We start from the raw sequence: 17,933 nt of genomic DNA, 5'->3' as shown, positions 1-17,933 counted from the left end.
GGTGGAGCGCATGACCACGATCGAGATCGACGTCCCGACCGCCCTCGACAGCGCCGACCTGGAGGCCATCCGCCGGCTGCTCCCGCAACTCTCCCGCTCATCCACGTTCGACGAGGAGCGGCTCGTGGCGATGCTGGGCCACCCGGGCACCGACCTGCTGGTCGCCCGTGCCGACGGCGAGGTGGCAGGGATGGCCACGCTGGCGTCGTTCCCGCTCGCGACCGGCTGGCGCGGTCACGTGGACGACGTGGTGGTGGACGACGCATACCGCGGCCAGGGCATCGCCCGAAGGCTGCTGGAGGCGATCATCCAGCTCGCCGAGGCGCGGGGGCTGCGGACGCTCGACCTGACGTCGCGACCGAGCCGGCAGGCGGCGATCGCGCTGTACGAGTCGGTGGGATTCGTGCGGAGGGACTCGGCGCTGATGCGGTACGCGGGGGTGCGCGACTAAGGCGCCGCTAAGCCGGCCGATCCGGGCCTTCGCGTGCTTCCAGCCAGCCCGCTCTCGACAGTATCTCTCGGGCGATGTCGGTCACCGAGCGGTCGTCGGTCTCGACCCGGGTCACCGTTCTGTCTGCAGAGTCGAGCGTCCGCGCTGCGCGGCTGCTGCGGTCGATGTGCTCTGTGAGCGCGCTCCCGATCTCCCGTTTCGCGAGTCGATGAGCGGCGGTCGTGTCGCTTGCCGTCAGCAGCACGGCGAAGGGGCGCATCTCGGTGCCGAGCGCGGCGATGAGCGTTGACGTCTGGAGCACGCTGACGGTGTTGGTGAAGATGAGCCGCGTATAGCCGACCGCTCGATAGTTCTTCCACATCGCTGCGAGATTCTGTTCCGCCAAATCAATTCCGTCGCGCCACGGCTCGGGGAAGGCCTGGTCCAGGTTGTCGCCCTCGATGACCGCGTGGCGGATGCGCTCCCCCGCCAGAATGCGGGACGCCTCCGCCGCGACGGACGACTTGCCCACGCCTGATCGGCCGCCGATGAAGATGACGTCGGTGCGGGAGTCAGGTGACATCGTCTTCTCTCAGCGCCCGGGCCGCCGGCAGGAACCGGTCGAGCCGCGCGAGCAGGCTCTCCAGCGCCCCGGGAGCCTCCGACTCGTACGGCAGCACCGTCCCGTGCAGGTCGAGCACCTCCCGGCGGTCGTCGTCGATGCTCTCCCGGAACTGCTCGACCCAGGCGTGGTCGCCGTGACCGGGATGCCGCGACCCGTCGCGGGCGCGCTCCTCGAACCGGCGGACCAGCTCGTCCGCCGACGCCGTGCAGTGCACCTGGATCGCCGTGAAGCCGTACTCCGCCTGCCACGACTGGAACTTGGCGTCCTCGTAGGCTGCGTTGAACGCGGCGTCCACCACGAACGCAGCACCCGCCTGCAGCTGCCGCTCGACCACGTAGTCGAGCAGCGCGAAGCTGGCGCGGCCCAGCGCCATCGACCACTCCCGGCCGCCCGAGCCGAGGGTGTCGAACAGGAGCTCCTTCAGCCCGTCCTTGGACACCACGGGAAGGCCCCAGCGGTCGGCGATGGCCGTGCTCACGGTGGTCTTCCCTGACGCAGGGCGGCCGACGACCAGCACGACGGCAGGACCGGTGGCGGTGGACGGAGGTGGCGGTGGCGGCTGATCCGATGGCATGACGGACAGGGTAGCCCGGGCTGCGACGAGCGAACGGCTACCGGGCCGGCTACGTCACCACGACCGTGAGGAGATCCGGGCGCTGCCGCGGCACGGCTGGATCGACCAGGTGATCGCGGATGCGAGCTGACCGATCGGTCTGAAAGCATGCCGTTATGACTCGACCACTCGACGCCGACCATGACGACACCCCGCGCACGGCTCCCTACGACGCGATCGCCGACGGCTACACGGAGCTCAACGCGACCAGCCTGCTGAACGAGTACTACAACCGGCCGGCGCTCGTGGAGCTCGCGGGCGACGTCGTCGGTCGCCGGATCCTGGACGTCGGCTGCGGTTCGGGTCCGACCCTGGCCGACCTCCGCGAGCGCGGTGCGATCGTCACTGGTGTCGACGCGAGCGCCGGGATGCTCGAACAGGCACGAGCCCGGCTCGGGACCGGAGCCGACCTGCGCATGGCCGACCTGGCGGAGCCGCTGCCGTTCGACGACGGCACCTTCGACGACGTCATCGCGTCGCAGGTCCTCCACTACCTGGAGGACTGGGGGCCGGCCCTCGCCGAGCTCCATCGCGTCGTCAGGCCGGGCGGGCGCCTGATCGTCTCCGAGGAGCATCCCACCGCCCTCTTCCTCTCGGACCGGCTGTCGGGTGGTGACCGCGAGTACTTCGGGGTCCACGAGCGGACCGAGGAGTGGACGCTGGGCGGCCGGACCGCCGAGCTCACCTTCTGGGATCGGCCGCTGCACGCGATGACCGACGCGTTCGCCGCTGCCGGCTTCCGGATCGCGGCGATCAGCGAGCCTGCTCCCGCACCTGAGGCGTTCGAGCGCTTCCCGGAGATCGGGAAGCACGAGAGCGGGCGCTTCCTCGCGTTCCTGCTCTTCGTGCTGGTGGCGGAGCCGCCGCGATGAACGCGTTCGCCGCCGTCGCCCTCTTCGCACCGATCGAGGTCGGTACCGCCATCCCCCGGTCGGCGTGGCCCGCGCACCTGACGCTGGTCTCCAACTTCGTCGTTGGGGCGTCGCCGGAGCGGGTGATCCAGGTCGTCCGTGACGCGCTGGTGGACAGCCCACCCGTCGAGGCCCGGATCGCGGGGCGCGCGATGTTCGGACCCGCAGCAGACATCCCGGTCCAGCTCGTGGAGCCGGGCCCCTTCCCCGGCGTGCACGAGGCGCTGGCGGAGGCGGTCGAGCGCCTGCCCGGCTTCGTCGCCGACGAGCCCGGCTACTGGCACGACGGCTACCGCGCGCACATCACGCTCCGCGCGGGAGAGAGTCTGCGGGAAGGCGACGCGTGGCCGGTCCGGTGCTTCGCGGCGGTCCAGCTCACCGAGGAGTACGGCGCGATCATCGACGTCGTGAATGTGGGGTGGGAGTGAGCGGCGGCACGGCGCACTGAGCCCGGCTCGATGAGGAACATCCCTCCACCCAGCTCGATCACGACCTCCCGCTCCGGAGACGTCCGCGCCCGTCGCTGGCCGACGAACACCAACTGCGGGTGTCCCCGTCGAACGTCACGGTCAGAGGGTAACGCGACGTCCCACCGCCAGAACCCGGTCTGCCGCGGCCCGCGCACTGACCTCCGCGTCGAATCGCGTCTCCGTCACGAAGTCCAGCGGCTGCCAGCCGTGATACCAGCCGCTCATCTCGTCCGCGGTGAACGCCTCGGCCTTCGCCCGCGTCGCGTGTCGTCGGAGCGTCTCGTCGAGCGGGAGGTCCCACGCGAAGAAGTGCGACCGTGCCGCAATCGCGGCGAGGTGCTCGAGCGTGCGCTGGTAGCGTCCGGCGTTCATGATGCCCTCGACCACCACCACGAGTCCTCGGTCGAGTCCCCAGGCGGCGATCGTCCGGAGCAGGTCGATGCTGGCCGCCTCCGCCCTGTCGGCTTCGTTCAGGAGCTGCCTCCGCACGACATCCTGAGGCACCACGAGGCACTCGCCGGGCCCGAGCTCCTCCTGCACCAGGCGCGCCACGGTGGACTTCCCCGAGCCGGAGTTGCCGCGGAGGACGACGAGTGCGCTGGTGCGACCCTCAACGGCCGTCATGGCTGCGCCCCTTCCGCGACTGCGACCGTTCGCAGCACGCGGGCCGCCACCACCTCCACGTCGTCCGCGCTCGTGTCGACCACCTCGCCCTCGATGCCCGCGGAGTCGAGGATCGCCGTCAGCTCCCGCGCGCGGGCGAGGTGCCACGCCAAGCCGTCCGGATCGTCCCCGTGCCGCGCGCGCAGCCGTCGCTCGATGACCGTGGCGTCGGCCGTCAGCCGCACGAAGGTCGCGGCGCCGCCGACTGCGCGCCGGAATCGCTCCGCGTCCTCCCGGGACTCGATGACCCCGGCGACGACGACGAGTTGCGCGCCGGCCGCGCCGAAGTTCGCCACCAGGGCCGCGACGTTCGCGAGCTGCAGCCCCAGGTTGAACGGGTCGCCGGCCGCGGCGGGACGGAACCGGCGGATCTCGTCCAGGTCGACGACGGCGTGCGGGCGCGCCTCCAGGTCGCTCATCGCGTCGGCGACGGTGGTCTTGCCGACGCCGACCGTGCCGTTCAGGAACACTGCGTGCATCCCGCGATTCTTGCAGGCGCGGAGCGGAGGCTCCTCGAACGCATGGCATTGCGTGCACGGGCCGACGACCCTACGATCGCTGCGTGCCTACACCGACCGAGCGCGCGGACGAGTACTGGTCGGCGGTGTTCCGGGTCGAGCGGGCGGTGTTGAGGCTTCCCGGCGTGCACGCCACGTTCGTCGACGATCCCCGTGCCGGGATCTATGTCCTGCGTATCGGCGACACCGTGCGCGTGCGCGCCCGCGAGGCGCTCCGGGGGCAGGTCGACGGCCTCCTCCGCGGGCTCTCGGTCGAGGACGCCCTCGACCCGGCGCCGTGGAGGTCCGCCCTCCAGGGCCTCGATCCCGTGATCCTCGGCCCGGCGGCCCATTTCGTGTCGGGCGACGTTCTCCGTCCCGCGGTCGAGGAGGCTCGACCGACTGTCGAGGAGGTGCGGCGAATGGCCGAGCGGATCCCGGCTGAGGAGGTCGAGGAGTCCGGCGTGCTGGAGCCGGACGTCGAGCACTTCGGTTCCTGGGCGGACGGCGACCTCGTGGCCGTCTCGGCGCTGGGGCCCTGGGTCGGCGGACGCACCGACGTGGGCCTGCTGGTCGCCCCCGCCTTCCGGGGACGCGGCCTCGGCGAACAGGTGGCCGCGGTCGCCCTGGCCGTCTCGGCACGGCGCGCCGGACTCGCGCGCTGGCGGTGCCGGGAGGACAACGTCGCCTCGATGCGGCTTGCGGCGCGGTTGGGGCTGCAGCCGTACGGGAGGAACCTCGGCGTCCGGGTCTGAGGGCCACCTGGCGGCGCACGCGCGTGCGCCCACGTCACTCAGCGGCCCGCTAGCATCGTCACCAACCGCGACGAAGGGGGACATCTGTCATGGAGTCGAAGCTGCGACCGAGAGTCGTGCTGTGGTGGGGCATCGCGCTCACAGTAGCCGGCGTGTTGCTGGCCATGCTGATGCCGCAACTCGCCTACACCGCCGTCCAGCAGCCGAGCGCGGCGACGGGAGTCGACCAGGCACTCCTCGCACTGCTCGACCTGGTCGTCCGGGTCATCGGGGAGGTCATGACGCCGCTGGGTGTCGCACTCATCGGCGCCTCGGTGGTCATGGCCTACGTCGGCCGGCTCCTGGATGTTCGTACGAGCGAGGCCGGACAGGCGCGGGCGGTCGACCAGTGAGCTAACCGAATCACCTGCTGGCCGGATCACCTCCTGATCGTGGAGACCAGCACGCCGTCCTCGGTCGGGAGCACCCGCCGGACGGCGCCCGTGCCCTCCACCCGGAAGTCCCCGCCGTCCACGATCAACGCCGTGCGCTCGTCGACCCCGAGGGCGCCAGGGATCAGCCCAGCTTCGATGGCTGCGACCAGCCGGGAGAGCATGCCGCGCTGGGCGACGTGCACCTCCACGGCCAGGTCGACGAGGCCGATACCGGTCGCGACCTCCAGCTCTTCGCCCGTTTCGCCGGGCTCCTCCGGTGAGACGACCACTCCGCCGATGCGCGTGCCGCCCCCGAGCGAGCCCTCCGCCGCGATCATGGCGCCCGCCGAGACCCCGAGGTAGGGGACGCCCGCGGCGACCAGCCGGCGCAACTCGCCGAACACCGGCTCGAGCCCGGCGCGCACCTGTTCCACGTAGCCGCCGCCGACCGCGATGCCGTCGACGTCGGCGATCGCGTCGACCCCGATCGGCTCCCCCCGGCGGCCCGCGGTCAGGCGCAGCTCGAGCATGGATCCCGTTCCCGCCTCAGCCAGGAGTTCGCCGAGCGCCGCTGCCTTCTCCTCGGCCTCGGGGTGCAGTGAGATCACGGCGATGCGTGGCGTCACGCGGCCCGCGTGGCCTGCTCGCTGCGCGGCTTCGCGGACGAACGGGGCGTAGAGCGGGGCATCCGCCACGGTGGTCGCCCCGCCGCCGATGAGGTGCACGCTCACGCGGCATCCCACCCCGCTGCGACGGCGACCGATGCTGCCGCGTCGCCGGACTGGTCCCTGCTGAGGGTGCCTGGGCGGATCCTGCCGGCGCTGGCGCCCGGGTGATTCGAGTCGAAGGTCATCCGAGCAGGCTACCGAGCTATCCGGTCCAATCGACCGAGGTGAACATCGCGACCGTGTCGGTGAAGGAGGTGATCGACCCTTCGACGCTCGCTTCGATCGCACGATTCGAGGTGATCGCCTTTTTTTTCGTTTCCAGGGGTGCGCTCTAGCGGCGACCGCCGCCGATCCGCCACGTCAGCCCAGGCAGGATGCGCACGGATACGCGGCCGCGGGAGTTGAACGTGACGCGCCCGACCCGCTGCGATACCGACGCTCCGCTCTTCGAGATGTTCAGGTGCGCGCCCGAACCGAGACTGGCGCGTTTGCGGTAGTAGACGGGCACTCTCAGACCAAAACGATGTGGGCCGTCTTCGCCGAGCTGACGAAAATGCTAACGGGCCCATCAGTGTCGTAGTCGGCGGCGGCATCGAACGTGACGAACCCGCCACCCGATCGAATGGTTTCTGTAATCCTCTGCTGCAGCTCCGCGGGGTCACCCCCTTCAACAAGGTAGATCCTGCCGTCATGGATGACCTGGAAGTTCTGCATGGGCTGAGCCTAGTGAGCAGCCCCCACGAGTGAACACACCCCGTTCAGGTGCTGGATACTGCACGAATATTGCACGCAGCCCGGCTAAACGAGAAAACCCCCGGATTTCCGGGGGTTTTTTGGTGGGCGATACTGGGATCGAACCAGTGACCTCTTCCGTGTCAGGGAAGCGCGCTACCGCTGCGCCAATCGCCCAGAGCCTGAGTGCTCAGGATCGAGGTGGATACGGGATTCGAACCCGTGTATACGGCTTTGCAGGCCGCTGCCTCGCCTCTCGGCCAATCCACCGAAGCCACAACACGGAAGAACCGTACCGTATTCGAGAGGCCTGGAATCCGAGGAAACCAGGCCGACTCGAGCGGATGACGAGACTCGAACTCGCGACCCTCACCTTGGCAAGGTGATGCGCTACCAACTGCGCTACATCCGCATTTCGCACCCCGGTCTCCCGCGGCACTTGTACGACTTTAGCCGATCCCCGCACCGATGACCAAACCGGACGCGCCGTCCGGGTGTGTCGCGCGACGCAACGGCCGCCGCGCGGGGCCGATGTGCAATCGGGTGCCGCGGTCGGCTAGTATCGAGTCTCGCAGCCGGAATCCGCGGCCGCGAACGCACGGGCGATTGGCGCAGTTGGTAGCGCGCTTCCTTCACACGGAAGAGGTCATCAGTTCGAGTCTGGTATCGCCCACCACGACGACAGACGGCCCCCGGGAGTTCCCGGGGGCCGTCTCGCATTTCCGGGTCACCCGCCTGCGACCGCCGGCCGGCTCGCGACGTACAGGACGCCCGTGCGCTCCGGGAGCACGGGAACCATTGCTTCCGCCTCGTCCCTCAGCTCGTCCGCGTACTCGTCGCCGAGCGTCTCGCGGACCTCGTCCAGGTTCTCGAGCCAGAGCTCGTACATCCGCGTCAGTCGTTCCCGCCAGTGCGGTATCTCGATGCGCGACACGACCTGGAGGCCGCCCGCCTCGATGATCGGGCGCCAGTCCGGGACCGAGCGCTCACGCCCGTCGTCCGCCTCGTCCGCGGTGAACGCGTAGCGGCCGCCGGGCCGCAGGAGGCGGGCGGCCTCCCGCACCGCGGCGACCCGGTCGGATGCGAAGAAGATCGCGTCGGCGCACAGGACCGCGTCCGCGCAGCCGTCCGGCAGGCCGGTGTCCACGAGGTCGCCGACCTGGAACCGCGCACGACCCTCGGCGACCCAGCCGGCCGCGCGCTCCGTCGCCGCGGCGACACCGACCGGCGACCAGTCGACGCCGATCACGTCGGCCCCCGTCTCGCGGGCGACCCAGAGGCTCACGCCCGCTCGCCCGCAGGCGATGTCCACGAGCGTGCCGTTCTCGGGAAGCGCCAGCTCGGCCACGAAGGTTCTAAGCGTCCACAGGGTCGAGAACCCGTACGGTTCGACGCCCTCGGGGTAATCGTCACCGTCGACCTCCCGGGCGATGCGCTCCAGGACGGTGGCGGAGGTCGCGACACGGTGGTCGAGGTCGAACGCTTCTGCGGTGACCTCGGCCGGGATCGTGACCCGCGCTCCCGGGATGTCGATCGGCTCAGGCATGTGCGGACCTCCTCGCGCTGCGGTACTCAGTGTGCAGCTCCTCCAGGTCCGCGGGCACCAGCCGCTCAGTATCCGATGACGCCCGTGAAGTCCGGCGCGCCGTCCTGTCTGGCCGGGAGCGGGGTGCCGTTGACGTAGCGCGGCCACTCCAGGCGGTATCCGCCGACCGGCGTCAGCACGTTCGGGTACGGCGACGAGGGCGTGGCAGCGGCGGGAGGAGCCGCGGGCGGCGCGTAGGAGGCGGTCGCAACGGGCGGAGCGTAACCAACGGGCCCGACGACCGGCGGAACCACCCCCGCGCTCCGGGCACCCTTCTCCGCCTTCGGCCCGAACAACGTGTACGTCAACGGGATCAGGATCGTCCCCAACGCGTCCAGGATCGCGATGGTCGCCACGAGCCGCCAGTACGTGTCAGAGAACGTCGTGTGGTCGAACACCAGCGGCGCCGCGAGCCCCAGGGTGAGCGCGCCGACCAGCACCAGCGTGCACACGGTCACCTTGGACATGATCGGGCCGGTGAAGCGGCGCTGGGTGTTCAGCACCAGATGGATGTGCAGGAGGCCGAGCCGCACCACGACGACGAGCGCGATCCAGCCGACGAAGCCCCAGGAGGACGTGCCGGGGCTGCCCTCCGTAGAGGAGCTCCCGTCGAACGCCGGCGACCAGATCTTCACCAGGCCGTCCAGCAGCAGGAACGCCGACAGGATCACCGACACCGCGCCGAACCACGGCGCGCGGCGAGCGGACACGTCCGCGTCGTACCAGGAGACCAGCGAGAAGAACACCAGCAGCGCGATGGTGCCGATCAGCCGCCAGCAGGTCTCGTCCCAGGTCCCTATGATCACGGCGTAGACGCCGACCAGTGCGGCGGCGATCAGCGAGCCGACCACGATCCTCGGCAGGAGCTTGCGCACCCAGGCGAAGCGGTCGGTGTCGGGAGGGAGGGCGCTTGTCACGTCGGTCATGGCTCGAACGCTAGCGACGGGACGTCTGCCGCAGAATCCGTGCCAGTACGGTATTCGGGACCGCGCTATCCCGCGCTCTGGCTCGGATGCGGGAGATCCCCCACCCGCGCCTGCTCCCGCAGCATCGCCGTCGTCAGCTCGGCCCGCACCTCGGCATACTCCGGCTCCCAGTACACGTTGTGCAGCTCCTCCGGGTCCCGCTCCAGGTCGTACAGCTCCCACTCCGGCGGGTACGTGAAGGGCCCTGTCCCCGGCAGCCCGAGGCCGTCGTTGTAGAAGTAGATGAGCTTGTGCGTCCGCGTGCGGTAGCCGTAATGCGCCGGCGCGCGGTGCGAGCTGTCGTCGTGCTCCCAGTAGCGGTAATACATCCCCGGTGCCGGAGGCGACGACGGGGAGGCCACCAGGTCGCCCCAGAAGCTCCTCCCCTGCATCCGCTCCACGGGCTCCACCCCCGCGGCGTCGAGGATGGTCTGCGCCCAGTCCACGTTCGTCACGATCCCGTCGTGAACGGCCCCGCCCTCCACCCGCGACGGGAGGCTGAGCACCAGCGGCATCCGCAGCGACTCCTCGTACATCAGGCGCTTGTCGAACCAGCCGTGGTCGCCGAGGAAGAAACCCTGGTCGGAGGCGTACATCAGCAGGGTGTCGTCGAAGCTGCCGCGCTCGTCGAGCCAGTCGATGACGCGGCCGACGTTCTCGTCCACGGCCTGCACGCAGTCGAGGTAGTCCTCCATGAAGCGCTGGTACTTCCAGACCGCGGCGTCCTCGTAGCTGAGGCCGTCCGGCGGGGTCGCCTTCAGGTCTTCCAGGGCGAGGTGCTCCGCGATCCGCATGGCTGCCCGCCTGGCCGAGGTCGACCGGGTGGCGTAGTCGTCGTCGAAGGTCGCGGGCAGCGGGACGGCCTCGGTCCGGGGGCGCGACCCCTCCCGCGGCTCCCACGGCCGGTGCGGCGCCTTGTGGTAGATCAGCACGCACCACGGGTCGTCCCCTGGTAGCGAATCCAACCACGAGAGCGCCAGGTCGGTGATGATGTCCGTCGCATACCCCTCCACGGTCCGCTCCCCCGCCGCCGACAGGAACAGCGGGTCCCAGTACTCCCCCTGCCCCTCCGATCCGACCAGCACGTCCCAGTAGTCGAAGCCTTCGGGATCGTGCCCCGGCCCGTGACCCAGGTGCCACTTGCCGACGATCGCCGTGCGGTAACCCGCGGTCTTCAGCTGCGACACGAACGTCGGCTGGGAGGCGTCGATCGGCGTCTCCAGCGTGGTCACGCCGTTCACGTGGCTGTACGTGCCGGTCAGGATGCTCGCGCGGCTCGGCGAGCAGAGCGAGTTCGTGACGAAGCAGTTCCGGAAGAGCACCCCGCGCCGCGCGATCTCGTCGATGCGCGGCGTGGAGTTCACCACCGATCCGTACGCCCCGATCGCGTGGGACGCGTGATCGTCGGTGAGGATCATCACCACGTTCGGCCGGCGCTTGCTCATCGGACCGGGTAACTGCTCTCGTCGAGGCCGCTCATGCTCGGATCGTAACGGACCCCGCCCACGTCGTACATCGACGTCATCCAGTGGTAAAAGTTGTCGCCGCGCTCGACCAGCGCCGTGTAGAGCCGGTGCAGCATCCGGGCGCGGACCTCCTCGAACTCGGGATGCTCGTAGCGGTTGTGCAGCTCGTCCGGGTCGGCCTCCAGGACGTACAGCTCGTTGACGGACTCGGGGTTCACGACCAGCTTGTAGCGCCGGTCGCGCAGCATCCGCTGCGGGTATGGGAAGTGGTGGCCGTGGAACTCGCACAACACGTCCTGCTGCCAGTCGACGTCCTCCCCGCCGACCAGCGGGAGCAGGTTGCGGGAGTCCAGCGCTGGGCGGGTGTCGGCCCCGGCGAGCGCGAGGATGGTCGCGGTCGCGTCCGTGAGCGTCACGAACTCGTCGCTGACCTGCCCCGGCGGCATCCCCGGCACGCGGATGATGCCCGCGGTGCGGTAGATGTCCTCGTACATCGCCGGCCCCTTGTCGTGGAGGCGGTGCGCGCCGGTGAACTCGCCGTGGTCGCTGGAGAAGAACACCGCGGTGTCGTCCGACAGCCCCAGCTCGTCGAGCGTGTCGAGCACGCGGCCGAGCTGCCGGTCGATCAGGGTCACGTAGCCCCAGTAGACCGCGATCAGCTTGCGGCTGGTCTCGATAGGGATGGTGTCGAACGTCCAGTGCTTGCTGTAGTTGCGCTGCACCGGCGGCTTGCCGAGGAAGTCCTCCTGCACGGAGGCCGGCAGCTCGATCTGCGCCGGGTCGTACATGTCGAAGAACTCGTCAGGCATCAGGTAGGGCAGGTGCGGCCCGAAGTAGTGCAGCCCCAGGAAGAACGGGGTCCCCTCGGTCAGTCGTCCCTCGGCGTAGTCGCGAAGCATCGCGATCGCCCGCTCCGCCAGGTAGTACTCGAACGTGGCCTCCTCGGGCTGGTGGAGCCGGGCGGCGAGTAGGTTGCCGGGGCTCCCGTTCGGCAGCACGCCGCGGATGCGGTCGTCGATCGCGTACGGCGGGTAGCCGTGCTTGGCGAGGTACGCGAGGTAGTCCGGGCTGTCGACCGGGTTGTGCCAGCCGGGCAGCGTCGGGCCATCGAAGCCGTAGTCCGCCGCGGTTCTGTTCGTGCCGACGTGCCACTTGCCGACCAGCCCAGTGCGGTAGCCCTGCTCCTGGAGGGCCTGCGCGAAGGTGAACTGACCCTCGCGCAGGTCCTCCAGGTAGCCGACGTTCCGCTCGTAGTTGGCGAGCAGGCGGTGCCGGAACGGCGCCTGACCGGTCAGCAGGCTCGCGCGCGCCGGGGTGCAGATCGCCGTCGGGGTGTACCACCGGTCGAACCGCGTGCCCGTGGCCGCCAGGCGGTCCAAGGCAGGGGTGCTGATCCGGGTGTTGCCGTAGCAGCCGAGCGTGTCGACCCGGTGCTGGTCGGTCAGCAGGAACAGGATGTTCCGGCGCTGGCCGTCGTGCTGTGGAGCGGTGGAGGTCAATGTCCCGCCTTGGCATAGAGGTCGGAGGTGTAGTAATCCTTCGCACTGCCCGGCTGCTGCAGCGTGCCGACGGTGGTGAAGTACTTCCCAAAGGTGTCGAGCCACTTGTCCACATCGCCCGACTTGGTGGAGGCCTCCAGGGACGCGGACGAGACGAGCTGGTCGAAGCCGGCGTCGGTGGTCACCTGGTCGACCGGGACGTTGGTCATCTGCGACACGAGGTTGATGGCCTCGGTGCGGTGCGCGAGGCGGTAGTCGTTGGCCTCCTTGAGCACGGCGAGGACGGCCGAGACCATCTTCGGGTTCTGCGTCGGCAGGTTCTCCCGCGCCACGAACGCGGTGACGAAGCGCATGGAGCTGGAGAAGTCGGAGTCCTTCGCGAGCTCGATGATGCCCGGCTGCTGCTTCTTCACGGTGGTGAGCTGCGGGTAGCCGAAGCCGGCCGCGTCGAACTGGCCCGCGGAGAGCGCGGAGGTCAGCGTCGCGTAGTCGAGCGGCGTCGCGTCGATGTCGCTCATGCTCATCCCGGCCTTCTGGAGGCCGAGGCGCAGGATCATCTCGCCTGACGTGCCCTTCGGGTAGGCGACCTTCTTGCCCTTGAGGTCCTTGATCGTCTTGATGCCCTTGCCGGGGAGCGCGACGATGCGGTCCGCGTTGGTGAAGGTGTCGATCGCGACGATCTTGGCCTTGCCGGAGGCGGGCAGCCAGAGCGCGCCGGGGCCGATGTAGCCGAAGTCCAGGCTGCCGGAGGCCATGGCCGTGATCTGCAGCGGGCCGTTGGTGAAGACCTGAGGGTCCACGGTGAGGCAGTGCGCCGCCCACAGGTTCTTGGCCTTGGCGATGGCGAGGAGGCTGGTGCCGTTGAAATCGCCGATGTAGCCGAAGTTGACGTTCTGCGTGGTCGAGCACGAGGTCGCGCTGGAGCCGGAGCCGGCCGAGGCCGAACCGCTGCTGCAGGCGGCGAGCGAGAGGACGAGTGCTCCGGCGGCGAGGGCGGCGATGCCCAGGCGTGCGGGGATTTTTGGCATGGCGATGCTGCTTTCTGTCGGTCGGGTGGTGCTGGGATGTGGTGTGATGCGGGCGGTGTTGTCGTGCGGGCGGTGTTGTCGTGCGGGCGGTGTTGTCGTGCGGTATGGGGGCGAGGTCAGCGCTGCGCGCCGACGCTCGCGGTGTCGAGGGCCGGCTGGTGGTAGACGGCCCGCCAGACGCGGTTCTTGATCTCCGCGAACTCGGGCGACAGCCGCGTCTCTTCGGTGCGGTTCGGCGGGAGGTCGACGTCGATGACCTCGAAGATCCGGCCGGGACGGGCGGCCATGACGACGACCCGCGAGGCCAGGTACACGGCCTCCTCCACGTCGTGCGTGACGAAGAGGACGGTGCGCCGCTCCTCCTGCCAGGTCCGCAGAAGCCGGTCCTGGAGGGTGACCCTGGTCAGCGCATCGAGGGCGCCGAACGGCTCGTCCATCAGCAGCAGCCGCGGGTCGACCGCGTAGGCGCGGGCGAGGGCGGTGCGCTGCTTCATGCCGCCGGACAGCGCCTTGGGGAGCTGGTCGGCGTGCGTCGTCAGCCCGACCAGGTCGATGTAGTGCTGCGCGCGCTCGCGGCGCTCCGCCGCCGGCACTCCCGAGACGCGGAGGCCGAACTCGACGTTCTTGCGGACCGTCAGCCACGGGAAGAGCGCGTACTGCTGGAAGATCACGCCGCGCTCCGGGCCCGGCCCGTCGACCGGCTCCCCGTCCACCAGGACGGTTCCGGAAGTCGGCGTCTCGAGCCCGGCGACGATGTTCATCAGCGTGGACTTGCCGCAGCCGGACGGGCCGACCAGCGTGACGAACTCGCCGTCGGCGACATCCAGGTCCACCCCGCCGAGCGCGGTGAACTCGTCGGTGCCGAGCGGGAAGACCTTGCGGAGGTCCCTGATGCTGATCTTGGGGGTCATCGGCGTTCCTGCCACGAGGTCACTCTCCGTTCGATGGCCATCAGCACGCGGTCCATGAGCAGACCGAGCAGGCCGATGAAGATGATGGACACGAAGATCGTCGGCAGGTCGAAGTAGAGCTGCGCCTGCTGCATCCGGAAGCCGAGGCCCTGCTGGGCCGCGATCAGCTCGGAGGCGACGAGCGTCGCCCACGACGAGCCGAGGCCGACGCGCATTCCGACGAAGATGAACGGCGAGGAGGCCGGGACGATGACGCGAGCGAAGATCGTGCCGTCCTTCGCGCCGAGCACCCGCGCGGCGTTCACCAGCGTGCGGTCGACGCTGACGACGCCCTGGTAGGTCGCGACGATGGCGGCGAGGAACGACGCCAGGAAGATGACGAACACTCGCGCCACCTCGCCCGTGCCGAGCACGACGATCGAGAGCGGCAGGATCGCCAGCGGCGGGATCATGCGCACGAACTGCACCCACGGATGCAGGAGCCCGCGCGCCGTGGTGTACCAGCCCATCAGGAAGCCGAGCGGGATGGCTAGCAGCGTCCCGAGCAGGAAGCCGACCAGCACCCGGGCCAGGCTCGCCCCGATGTCGGCGAACAGGATGCCGTTCGACGCCAGGTCGAAGGTCTTGGCGACGACCGCGGGCGGGCTGGGCAGGATCGTGAAGAGCGACAGCAGCCAGAACACGCCGATGCCGGCGACGATCGAGATGGTGGTGAACGCCCAGGTGGGCACCCGCCTGCGCCGGCCGGGGCGCGCGGGCGGCGCACCACCCTCCTCCACAGGGAGGCTCTCGGTCGCGAGGGTCGTCATGGTTCTCCTTGTCGAGATGGGTTCGGAGGGCTAGGCCTGCCGGCGCGCGGCGTCGGCGGGTTCGGGGAGGCCGGCGAGGCTCGCGTAGCCGACCAGCAGTGAGGAGCGGTGGAAGGCCGCGGCGATCGCGCCGAGCGCCCCGGCCTCGTCGTGAAGGGTGGAGACCCGCAGCCGGGCTCCGCCTCCGACCAGGAGGGTCTCGCGCGCGAAGGCGTCCCGCGCGGCGTCGAGGAAGCCGGGGAACCGGAGGACGTCGCCCGCGATCACGATGTCCCGCGGGTCCACGACGACCGACGCCGCCGCGAGCGCGCGCCCCGTCGCCTCCCCCGCCGCGCGCACGACGGCATCCGCCACACTCCCGTCGGGGTCGCCGTCCTCCGCGCGGGCGGCCGCGAGCCGCTCCTGGATCGCGGGCACCGAGGCGACCGTCTCGAGGCAGCCTGTCTTGCCGCACCAGCACGGGAGACCGTCCGGCTCGACGGTCACGTGGCCGACCTCCCCGGCCGAGCCGGACGCTCCGGAGACCAGGCGCCCTGAGACCACGAGCCCGCCGCCGACGCCGTCGCCGAGGCGCGCGTAGAGGAGGCTGTCCGCGTCGTCGGCGCGTCCCCAGACGGCTTCGCCGAGCCCGGCGAGACGGGTGTTGTTGTCGAGGGTGAGCGGAGCCGAGAAGCGACCGGCGAACCGGCCGCGGATCAGGTCGAGCAGCTCGTCCCTGCCCTGGCCGCGCCAGCGCGGCGGCGTGCGCTGCTCGCCGCGGAAGGCCGTGCTGAGCGGGCCGGGGACGCCGACACCGATGCCTTCCAGCGCCTGGAGGCCGACCTCCTCGTCGCGCGCCAGGCCTTCGATCAGCGCGAAAGTGGCGTCGATGCGCTCCGACCAGGTGGTGTCCCGGTCGTAGGCGCGCTCCCCCGAGACGATGATCTCGTTGGACGCGTTGACGACCGCGACGTGCACGCGGCGGTGCCCGAGGTCGACGCCGAGGAACTGCCCGGACGCGGGGTCGAGGGCCAGCTTGGCCGCCGGCCGTCCGCGCCCGCGCTTGTCGTCGACGGTGGGGCGCTCGACGAGGACACCCCGGCGCAGCAGCACGGCAGTGATGTCCGAGAGGGTGGTGCGGGAGAGCCCGACGCGCTTCTCCAGCTCCGCACGGGTCAGCGGGCCGATCTCGCGGAGAGTCGCGAGAATCCGCTCTTCGTGGGTGCGCCGGATCAGCTGCGGCACGTCAGTGGGCTTGTGCACGATCGCAACTGTATGGAGTGTGAATTATTCCGTCAACGCAACGGCATAAATGAATTTTCACAACATCCTTGACGCCCGCTCCGCTGCGGGAATCAGGCGCGGAACAGCCCGGAGATATCCATTCGACCGCCCGGTTTCCGGAAGAATTCGCGGGATCTAGCATGTGGCAGCGCCGAGCCTCGGCGCTCTCCGGCGCAGAGTTGCGCCACAGGAAGGGGCACCATGAAACGTCTCCGGAATCTCCTCGCGCTGGGCGCGCTCGCGCTCACGGTCACCGCGCTCGCCCTCGTCGCCGTGCCGCAGAGCGCGACCGCCGCCTCGTCGCTCCCCTGCGACCTGTACGGCTCGGCTTCCACTCCGTGCGTCGCCGCGTACAGCTCCGTGCGCGCGCTCTACGTCGGCTACAGCGGCAGCCTGTACCAGGTGACACGTGCCTCCGACGGCCACACCCTCGACATCGGGGTGCTGAGCGCGGGAGGCTACGCGAACGCCGCGGCGCAGGACACGTTCTGCGCCGGCACCACCTGCACGATCACCGTCGTCTACGACCAGTCGCCGCGCCACAACGACCTCACCATCGAGGGACCGGGCGTGCAGGGCGGCCAGGACGTCGGCGCCATCGCCGACCTGCTCCCGGTGACGGTGAACGGCCACGAGGCGTACGGCATCCTCATGCAGCCGGGCGTCGGCTACCGGCACACCAGCGGCGCTGGCGTCGCGACCGGCTCGCAGCCCGAGTCGATGTACCTGGTCGGCAGCGGCACGAACGCCAACGACAAGTGCTGCTCCGACTTCGGCAACGCGGAGGTGCAGGAGGCCGACACCGGCGCCGGGCACATGGACGCGCTCAACATCTCGGTGCGCAACGCTACGGGCAGCTACGGCAACGGCCCCTGGGTCGCCGCCGACCTGGAGAACGGCCTCTACAAGGGCGCCACGCTCACCGACAACTCCAACCACGGCAACAGCAGCGACTTCGTCACGGCCGTGCTGAAGAACAACGGCACCACGGGCTTCGCGCTGAAGGGCGGCGACTCCCAGTCCGGGGCTCTGACCACCTGGTACGACGGGCCGCTGCCGGCGGGAGGATACGCGCCCATGCACCTGGAGGGCTCGATCGTGCTCGGCACCGGAGGCGACGACAGCAACCGCGGCACCGGCTCCTTCTTCGAGGGTGCGATGACGGCGGGATATGCGCCGGACGCGACGGACGCCGCCATCCAGGCGAACATCGTCTCGACGAACTACGCCGGCTACAGCCGTGGCGGCGTGCAGGTCGTCGGCAAGGGCGGCCTGTGCGTGGACCCCTCCGGCAACGACACCGGAGGCGACGGGGAGCAGGTGCAACTCAACACCTGCGACTCCACCGCGTTGGATCAGAAATGGGTGCTCAACCCGGACGACACGGTCACGACGGTCGGCGCCTGCCTCGACATCATGGGCAACAGCACGGTGAAGGGCACGAAGGTCCAGCTCTGGACCTGCGACTCCGCCGGCGGCCAGGTCTGGGTCCCGCAGTCGAACGGTTCGCTTCTCAACCCGCAGTCCGGGCTCTGCCTGGACGACCCGGGCGGGAGCGTCACACCGGGGACGCAGCTGCAGATCTACACCTGCAACGGCCTCCCCGCGCAGCATTTCCCGATCCACTGAG

General features: G+C 70.0%; 23 protein-coding genes and 4 tRNA genes. 8 read left to right on the top strand and 19 right to left on the bottom strand.

Annotation, left to right across the window (positions count from 1 at the left end; genetic code table 11):
- Nucleotides 1-10: 10 nt before the first annotated feature.
- Nucleotides 11-451, top strand: a complete 441-nt coding sequence (locus ACFQ9V_RS14810) for a GNAT family N-acetyltransferase (protein WP_382459888.1) — start codon at nt 11-13, stop codon at nt 449-451.
- 7 nt (nt 452-458) lie between these two features.
- Here the strand turns inward: ACFQ9V_RS14810 and ACFQ9V_RS14805 are convergent, their stop codons facing one another.
- Nucleotides 459-1,013, bottom strand: coding sequence for an adenylyl-sulfate kinase (locus tag ACFQ9V_RS14805; protein ID WP_382459887.1), 555 nt, complete (start codon nt 1,011-1,013; stop codon nt 459-461).
- Entirely contained in the window at nt 1,003-1,629 is a 627-nt protein-coding gene (locus tag ACFQ9V_RS14800) for an AAA family ATPase (RefSeq protein WP_382459886.1), read from the bottom strand. Before ACFQ9V_RS14800 ends, ACFQ9V_RS14805 begins: the two co-directional genes overlap by 11 nt.
- Between ACFQ9V_RS14800 and ACFQ9V_RS14795 the strand changes: the two genes are divergently transcribed.
- Genes ACFQ9V_RS14795 through ACFQ9V_RS14785 form a run of 3 tightly spaced genes read left to right on the top strand, consistent with a single transcriptional unit; the run spans nt 1,628 to nt 3,007 of the window.
- Nucleotides 1,628-1,759, top strand: coding sequence for a hypothetical protein (locus tag ACFQ9V_RS14795; protein ID WP_382459885.1), 132 nt, complete (start codon nt 1,628-1,630; stop codon nt 1,757-1,759). The genes ACFQ9V_RS14800 and ACFQ9V_RS14795 overlap by 2 nt on opposite strands.
- Nucleotides 1,760-1,784: 25 nt before the next feature.
- Entirely contained in the window at nt 1,785-2,540 is a 756-nt protein-coding gene (locus ACFQ9V_RS14790; RefSeq protein WP_382459884.1) for a class I SAM-dependent methyltransferase, read from the top strand.
- Nucleotides 2,537-3,007, top strand: a complete 471-nt coding sequence (locus ACFQ9V_RS14785; RefSeq protein ID WP_382459883.1) for a 2'-5' RNA ligase family protein — start codon at nt 2,537-2,539, stop codon at nt 3,005-3,007. The genes ACFQ9V_RS14790 and ACFQ9V_RS14785 overlap by 4 nt, the downstream gene beginning before the upstream one ends.
- Before the next feature lie 141 nt (nt 3,008-3,148).
- Here ACFQ9V_RS14785 and ACFQ9V_RS14780 read toward each other — a convergent pair whose 3' ends face one another.
- Nucleotides 3,149-3,673, bottom strand: a complete 525-nt coding sequence (locus ACFQ9V_RS14780; RefSeq protein WP_382459882.1) for an AAA family ATPase — start codon at nt 3,671-3,673, stop codon at nt 3,149-3,151.
- Complete coding sequence (locus ACFQ9V_RS14775; RefSeq protein WP_382459881.1) at nt 3,670-4,191, bottom strand: AAA family ATPase; 522 nt, start codon at nt 4,189-4,191, stop codon at nt 3,670-3,672. Before ACFQ9V_RS14775 ends, ACFQ9V_RS14780 begins: the two co-directional genes overlap by 4 nt.
- 83 nt (nt 4,192-4,274) lie before the next feature.
- Between ACFQ9V_RS14775 and ACFQ9V_RS14770 the strand changes: the two genes are divergently transcribed.
- Both ACFQ9V_RS14770 and ACFQ9V_RS14765 read left to right on the top strand, forming a co-directional pair.
- Nucleotides 4,275-4,964, top strand: coding sequence for a GNAT family N-acetyltransferase (locus ACFQ9V_RS14770; protein ID WP_382459880.1), 690 nt, complete (start codon nt 4,275-4,277; stop codon nt 4,962-4,964).
- A gap of 89 nt (nt 4,965-5,053) precedes the next feature.
- Nucleotides 5,054-5,356, top strand: a complete 303-nt coding sequence (locus ACFQ9V_RS14765; protein ID WP_382459879.1) for a hypothetical protein — start codon at nt 5,054-5,056, stop codon at nt 5,354-5,356.
- Nucleotides 5,357-5,382: 26 nt separating this feature from the next.
- Here ACFQ9V_RS14765 and ACFQ9V_RS14760 read toward each other — a convergent pair whose 3' ends face one another.
- From ACFQ9V_RS14760 to ACFQ9V_RS14730, 7 genes are all read right to left on the bottom strand, one after another.
- Nucleotides 5,383-6,108 (bottom strand): Type 1 glutamine amidotransferase-like domain-containing protein, encoded by a 726-nt coding sequence (locus tag ACFQ9V_RS14760; RefSeq protein ID WP_382459878.1) that lies wholly within the window; start codon nt 6,106-6,108, stop codon nt 5,383-5,385.
- Nucleotides 6,105-6,230: a hypothetical protein gene (locus ACFQ9V_RS14755; RefSeq protein ID WP_382459877.1), complete on the bottom strand. Its 126-nt coding sequence runs from the start codon at nt 6,228-6,230 to the stop codon at nt 6,105-6,107. Before ACFQ9V_RS14755 ends, ACFQ9V_RS14760 begins: the two co-directional genes overlap by 4 nt.
- 146 nt (nt 6,231-6,376) lie before the next feature.
- On the bottom strand, nt 6,377-6,553 hold the full coding sequence (locus ACFQ9V_RS14750; protein WP_382459876.1) for a DUF4236 domain-containing protein: 177 nt from the start codon (nt 6,551-6,553) through the stop codon (nt 6,377-6,379).
- Between the two features lie 2 nt (nt 6,554-6,555).
- Nucleotides 6,556-6,759 carry a hypothetical protein gene (locus ACFQ9V_RS14745; RefSeq protein ID WP_382459875.1) on the bottom strand — a complete coding sequence of 68 codons (204 nt, stop codon included), beginning with the start codon at nt 6,757-6,759 and terminating at the stop codon, nt 6,556-6,558.
- A 120-nt stretch (nt 6,760-6,879) separates the two neighbouring features.
- Nucleotides 6,880-6,954 (bottom strand) — tRNA-Val (locus tag ACFQ9V_RS14740).
- 22 nt (nt 6,955-6,976) lie between these two features.
- Nucleotides 6,977-7,047: transfer RNA gene (locus ACFQ9V_RS14735), tRNA-Cys, on the bottom strand.
- 69 nt (nt 7,048-7,116) lie between these two features.
- Nucleotides 7,117-7,189: transfer RNA gene (locus tag ACFQ9V_RS14730), tRNA-Gly, on the bottom strand.
- Nucleotides 7,190-7,377: 188 nt separating this feature from the next.
- Between ACFQ9V_RS14730 and ACFQ9V_RS14725 the strand changes: the two genes are divergently transcribed.
- Nucleotides 7,378-7,453 (top strand) — tRNA-Val (locus ACFQ9V_RS14725).
- Nucleotides 7,454-7,504: 51 nt separating this feature from the next.
- Here ACFQ9V_RS14725 and ACFQ9V_RS14720 read toward each other — a convergent pair.
- The 8 genes from ACFQ9V_RS14720 to ACFQ9V_RS14685 all read right to left on the bottom strand — a co-directional run bounded on the left by ACFQ9V_RS14720 (nt 7,505) and on the right by ACFQ9V_RS14685 (nt 16,282).
- A complete protein-coding gene (locus ACFQ9V_RS14720) occupies nt 7,505-8,323 on the bottom strand; it encodes a class I SAM-dependent methyltransferase (RefSeq protein ID WP_382459874.1) in 819 nt (272 codons plus the stop codon).
- A gap of 65 nt (nt 8,324-8,388) precedes the next feature.
- Nucleotides 8,389-9,288: a hypothetical protein gene (locus ACFQ9V_RS14715; protein WP_382459873.1), complete on the bottom strand. Its 900-nt coding sequence runs from the start codon at nt 9,286-9,288 to the stop codon at nt 8,389-8,391.
- Between the two features lie 65 nt (nt 9,289-9,353).
- Nucleotides 9,354-10,772, bottom strand: coding sequence for a sulfatase (locus ACFQ9V_RS14710; protein ID WP_382459872.1), 1,419 nt, complete (start codon nt 10,770-10,772; stop codon nt 9,354-9,356).
- Nucleotides 10,769-12,292 (bottom strand): sulfatase-like hydrolase/transferase, encoded by a 1,524-nt coding sequence (locus tag ACFQ9V_RS14705; RefSeq protein WP_382459871.1) that lies wholly within the window; start codon nt 12,290-12,292, stop codon nt 10,769-10,771. Before ACFQ9V_RS14705 ends, ACFQ9V_RS14710 begins: the two co-directional genes overlap by 4 nt.
- The gene (locus tag ACFQ9V_RS14700; RefSeq protein ID WP_382459870.1) at nt 12,289-13,320 is read right to left on the bottom strand and encodes an aliphatic sulfonate ABC transporter substrate-binding protein; all 1,032 of its coding nucleotides are present in this window, start codon (nt 13,318-13,320) and stop codon (nt 12,289-12,291) included. Before ACFQ9V_RS14700 ends, ACFQ9V_RS14705 begins: the two co-directional genes overlap by 4 nt.
- 116 nt (nt 13,321-13,436) lie before the next feature.
- Nucleotides 13,437-14,231: an ABC transporter ATP-binding protein gene (locus tag ACFQ9V_RS14695; protein WP_382459869.1), complete on the bottom strand. Its 795-nt coding sequence runs from the start codon at nt 14,229-14,231 to the stop codon at nt 13,437-13,439.
- Nucleotides 14,228-15,040, bottom strand: a complete 813-nt coding sequence (locus ACFQ9V_RS14690; protein WP_382459868.1) for an ABC transporter permease — start codon at nt 15,038-15,040, stop codon at nt 14,228-14,230. Before ACFQ9V_RS14690 ends, ACFQ9V_RS14695 begins: the two co-directional genes overlap by 4 nt.
- Nucleotides 15,041-15,070: 30 nt before the next feature.
- The gene (locus ACFQ9V_RS14685; RefSeq protein ID WP_382459867.1) at nt 15,071-16,282 is read right to left on the bottom strand and encodes an ROK family transcriptional regulator; all 1,212 of its coding nucleotides are present in this window, start codon (nt 16,280-16,282) and stop codon (nt 15,071-15,073) included.
- Nucleotides 16,283-16,504: 222 nt separating this feature from the next.
- Here ACFQ9V_RS14685 and ACFQ9V_RS14680 point away from each other — a divergent pair, with 222 nt between their 5' ends.
- Nucleotides 16,505-17,932 carry an arabinofuranosidase catalytic domain-containing protein gene (locus ACFQ9V_RS14680; RefSeq protein WP_382459866.1) on the top strand — a complete coding sequence of 476 codons (1,428 nt, stop codon included), beginning with the start codon at nt 16,505-16,507 and terminating at the stop codon, nt 17,930-17,932.
- The last annotated feature ends 1 nt before the right edge of the window (nt 17,933 follow it).

The organism is Leifsonia sp. NPDC056665, assembly GCF_042791795.1.
Classification (GTDB): domain Bacteria; phylum Actinomycetota; class Actinomycetes; order Actinomycetales; family Microbacteriaceae; genus Leifsonia.
Note: the sequence above shows the minus strand (reverse complement) of the source record. Positions and strands in the feature narration are given on the sequence as shown.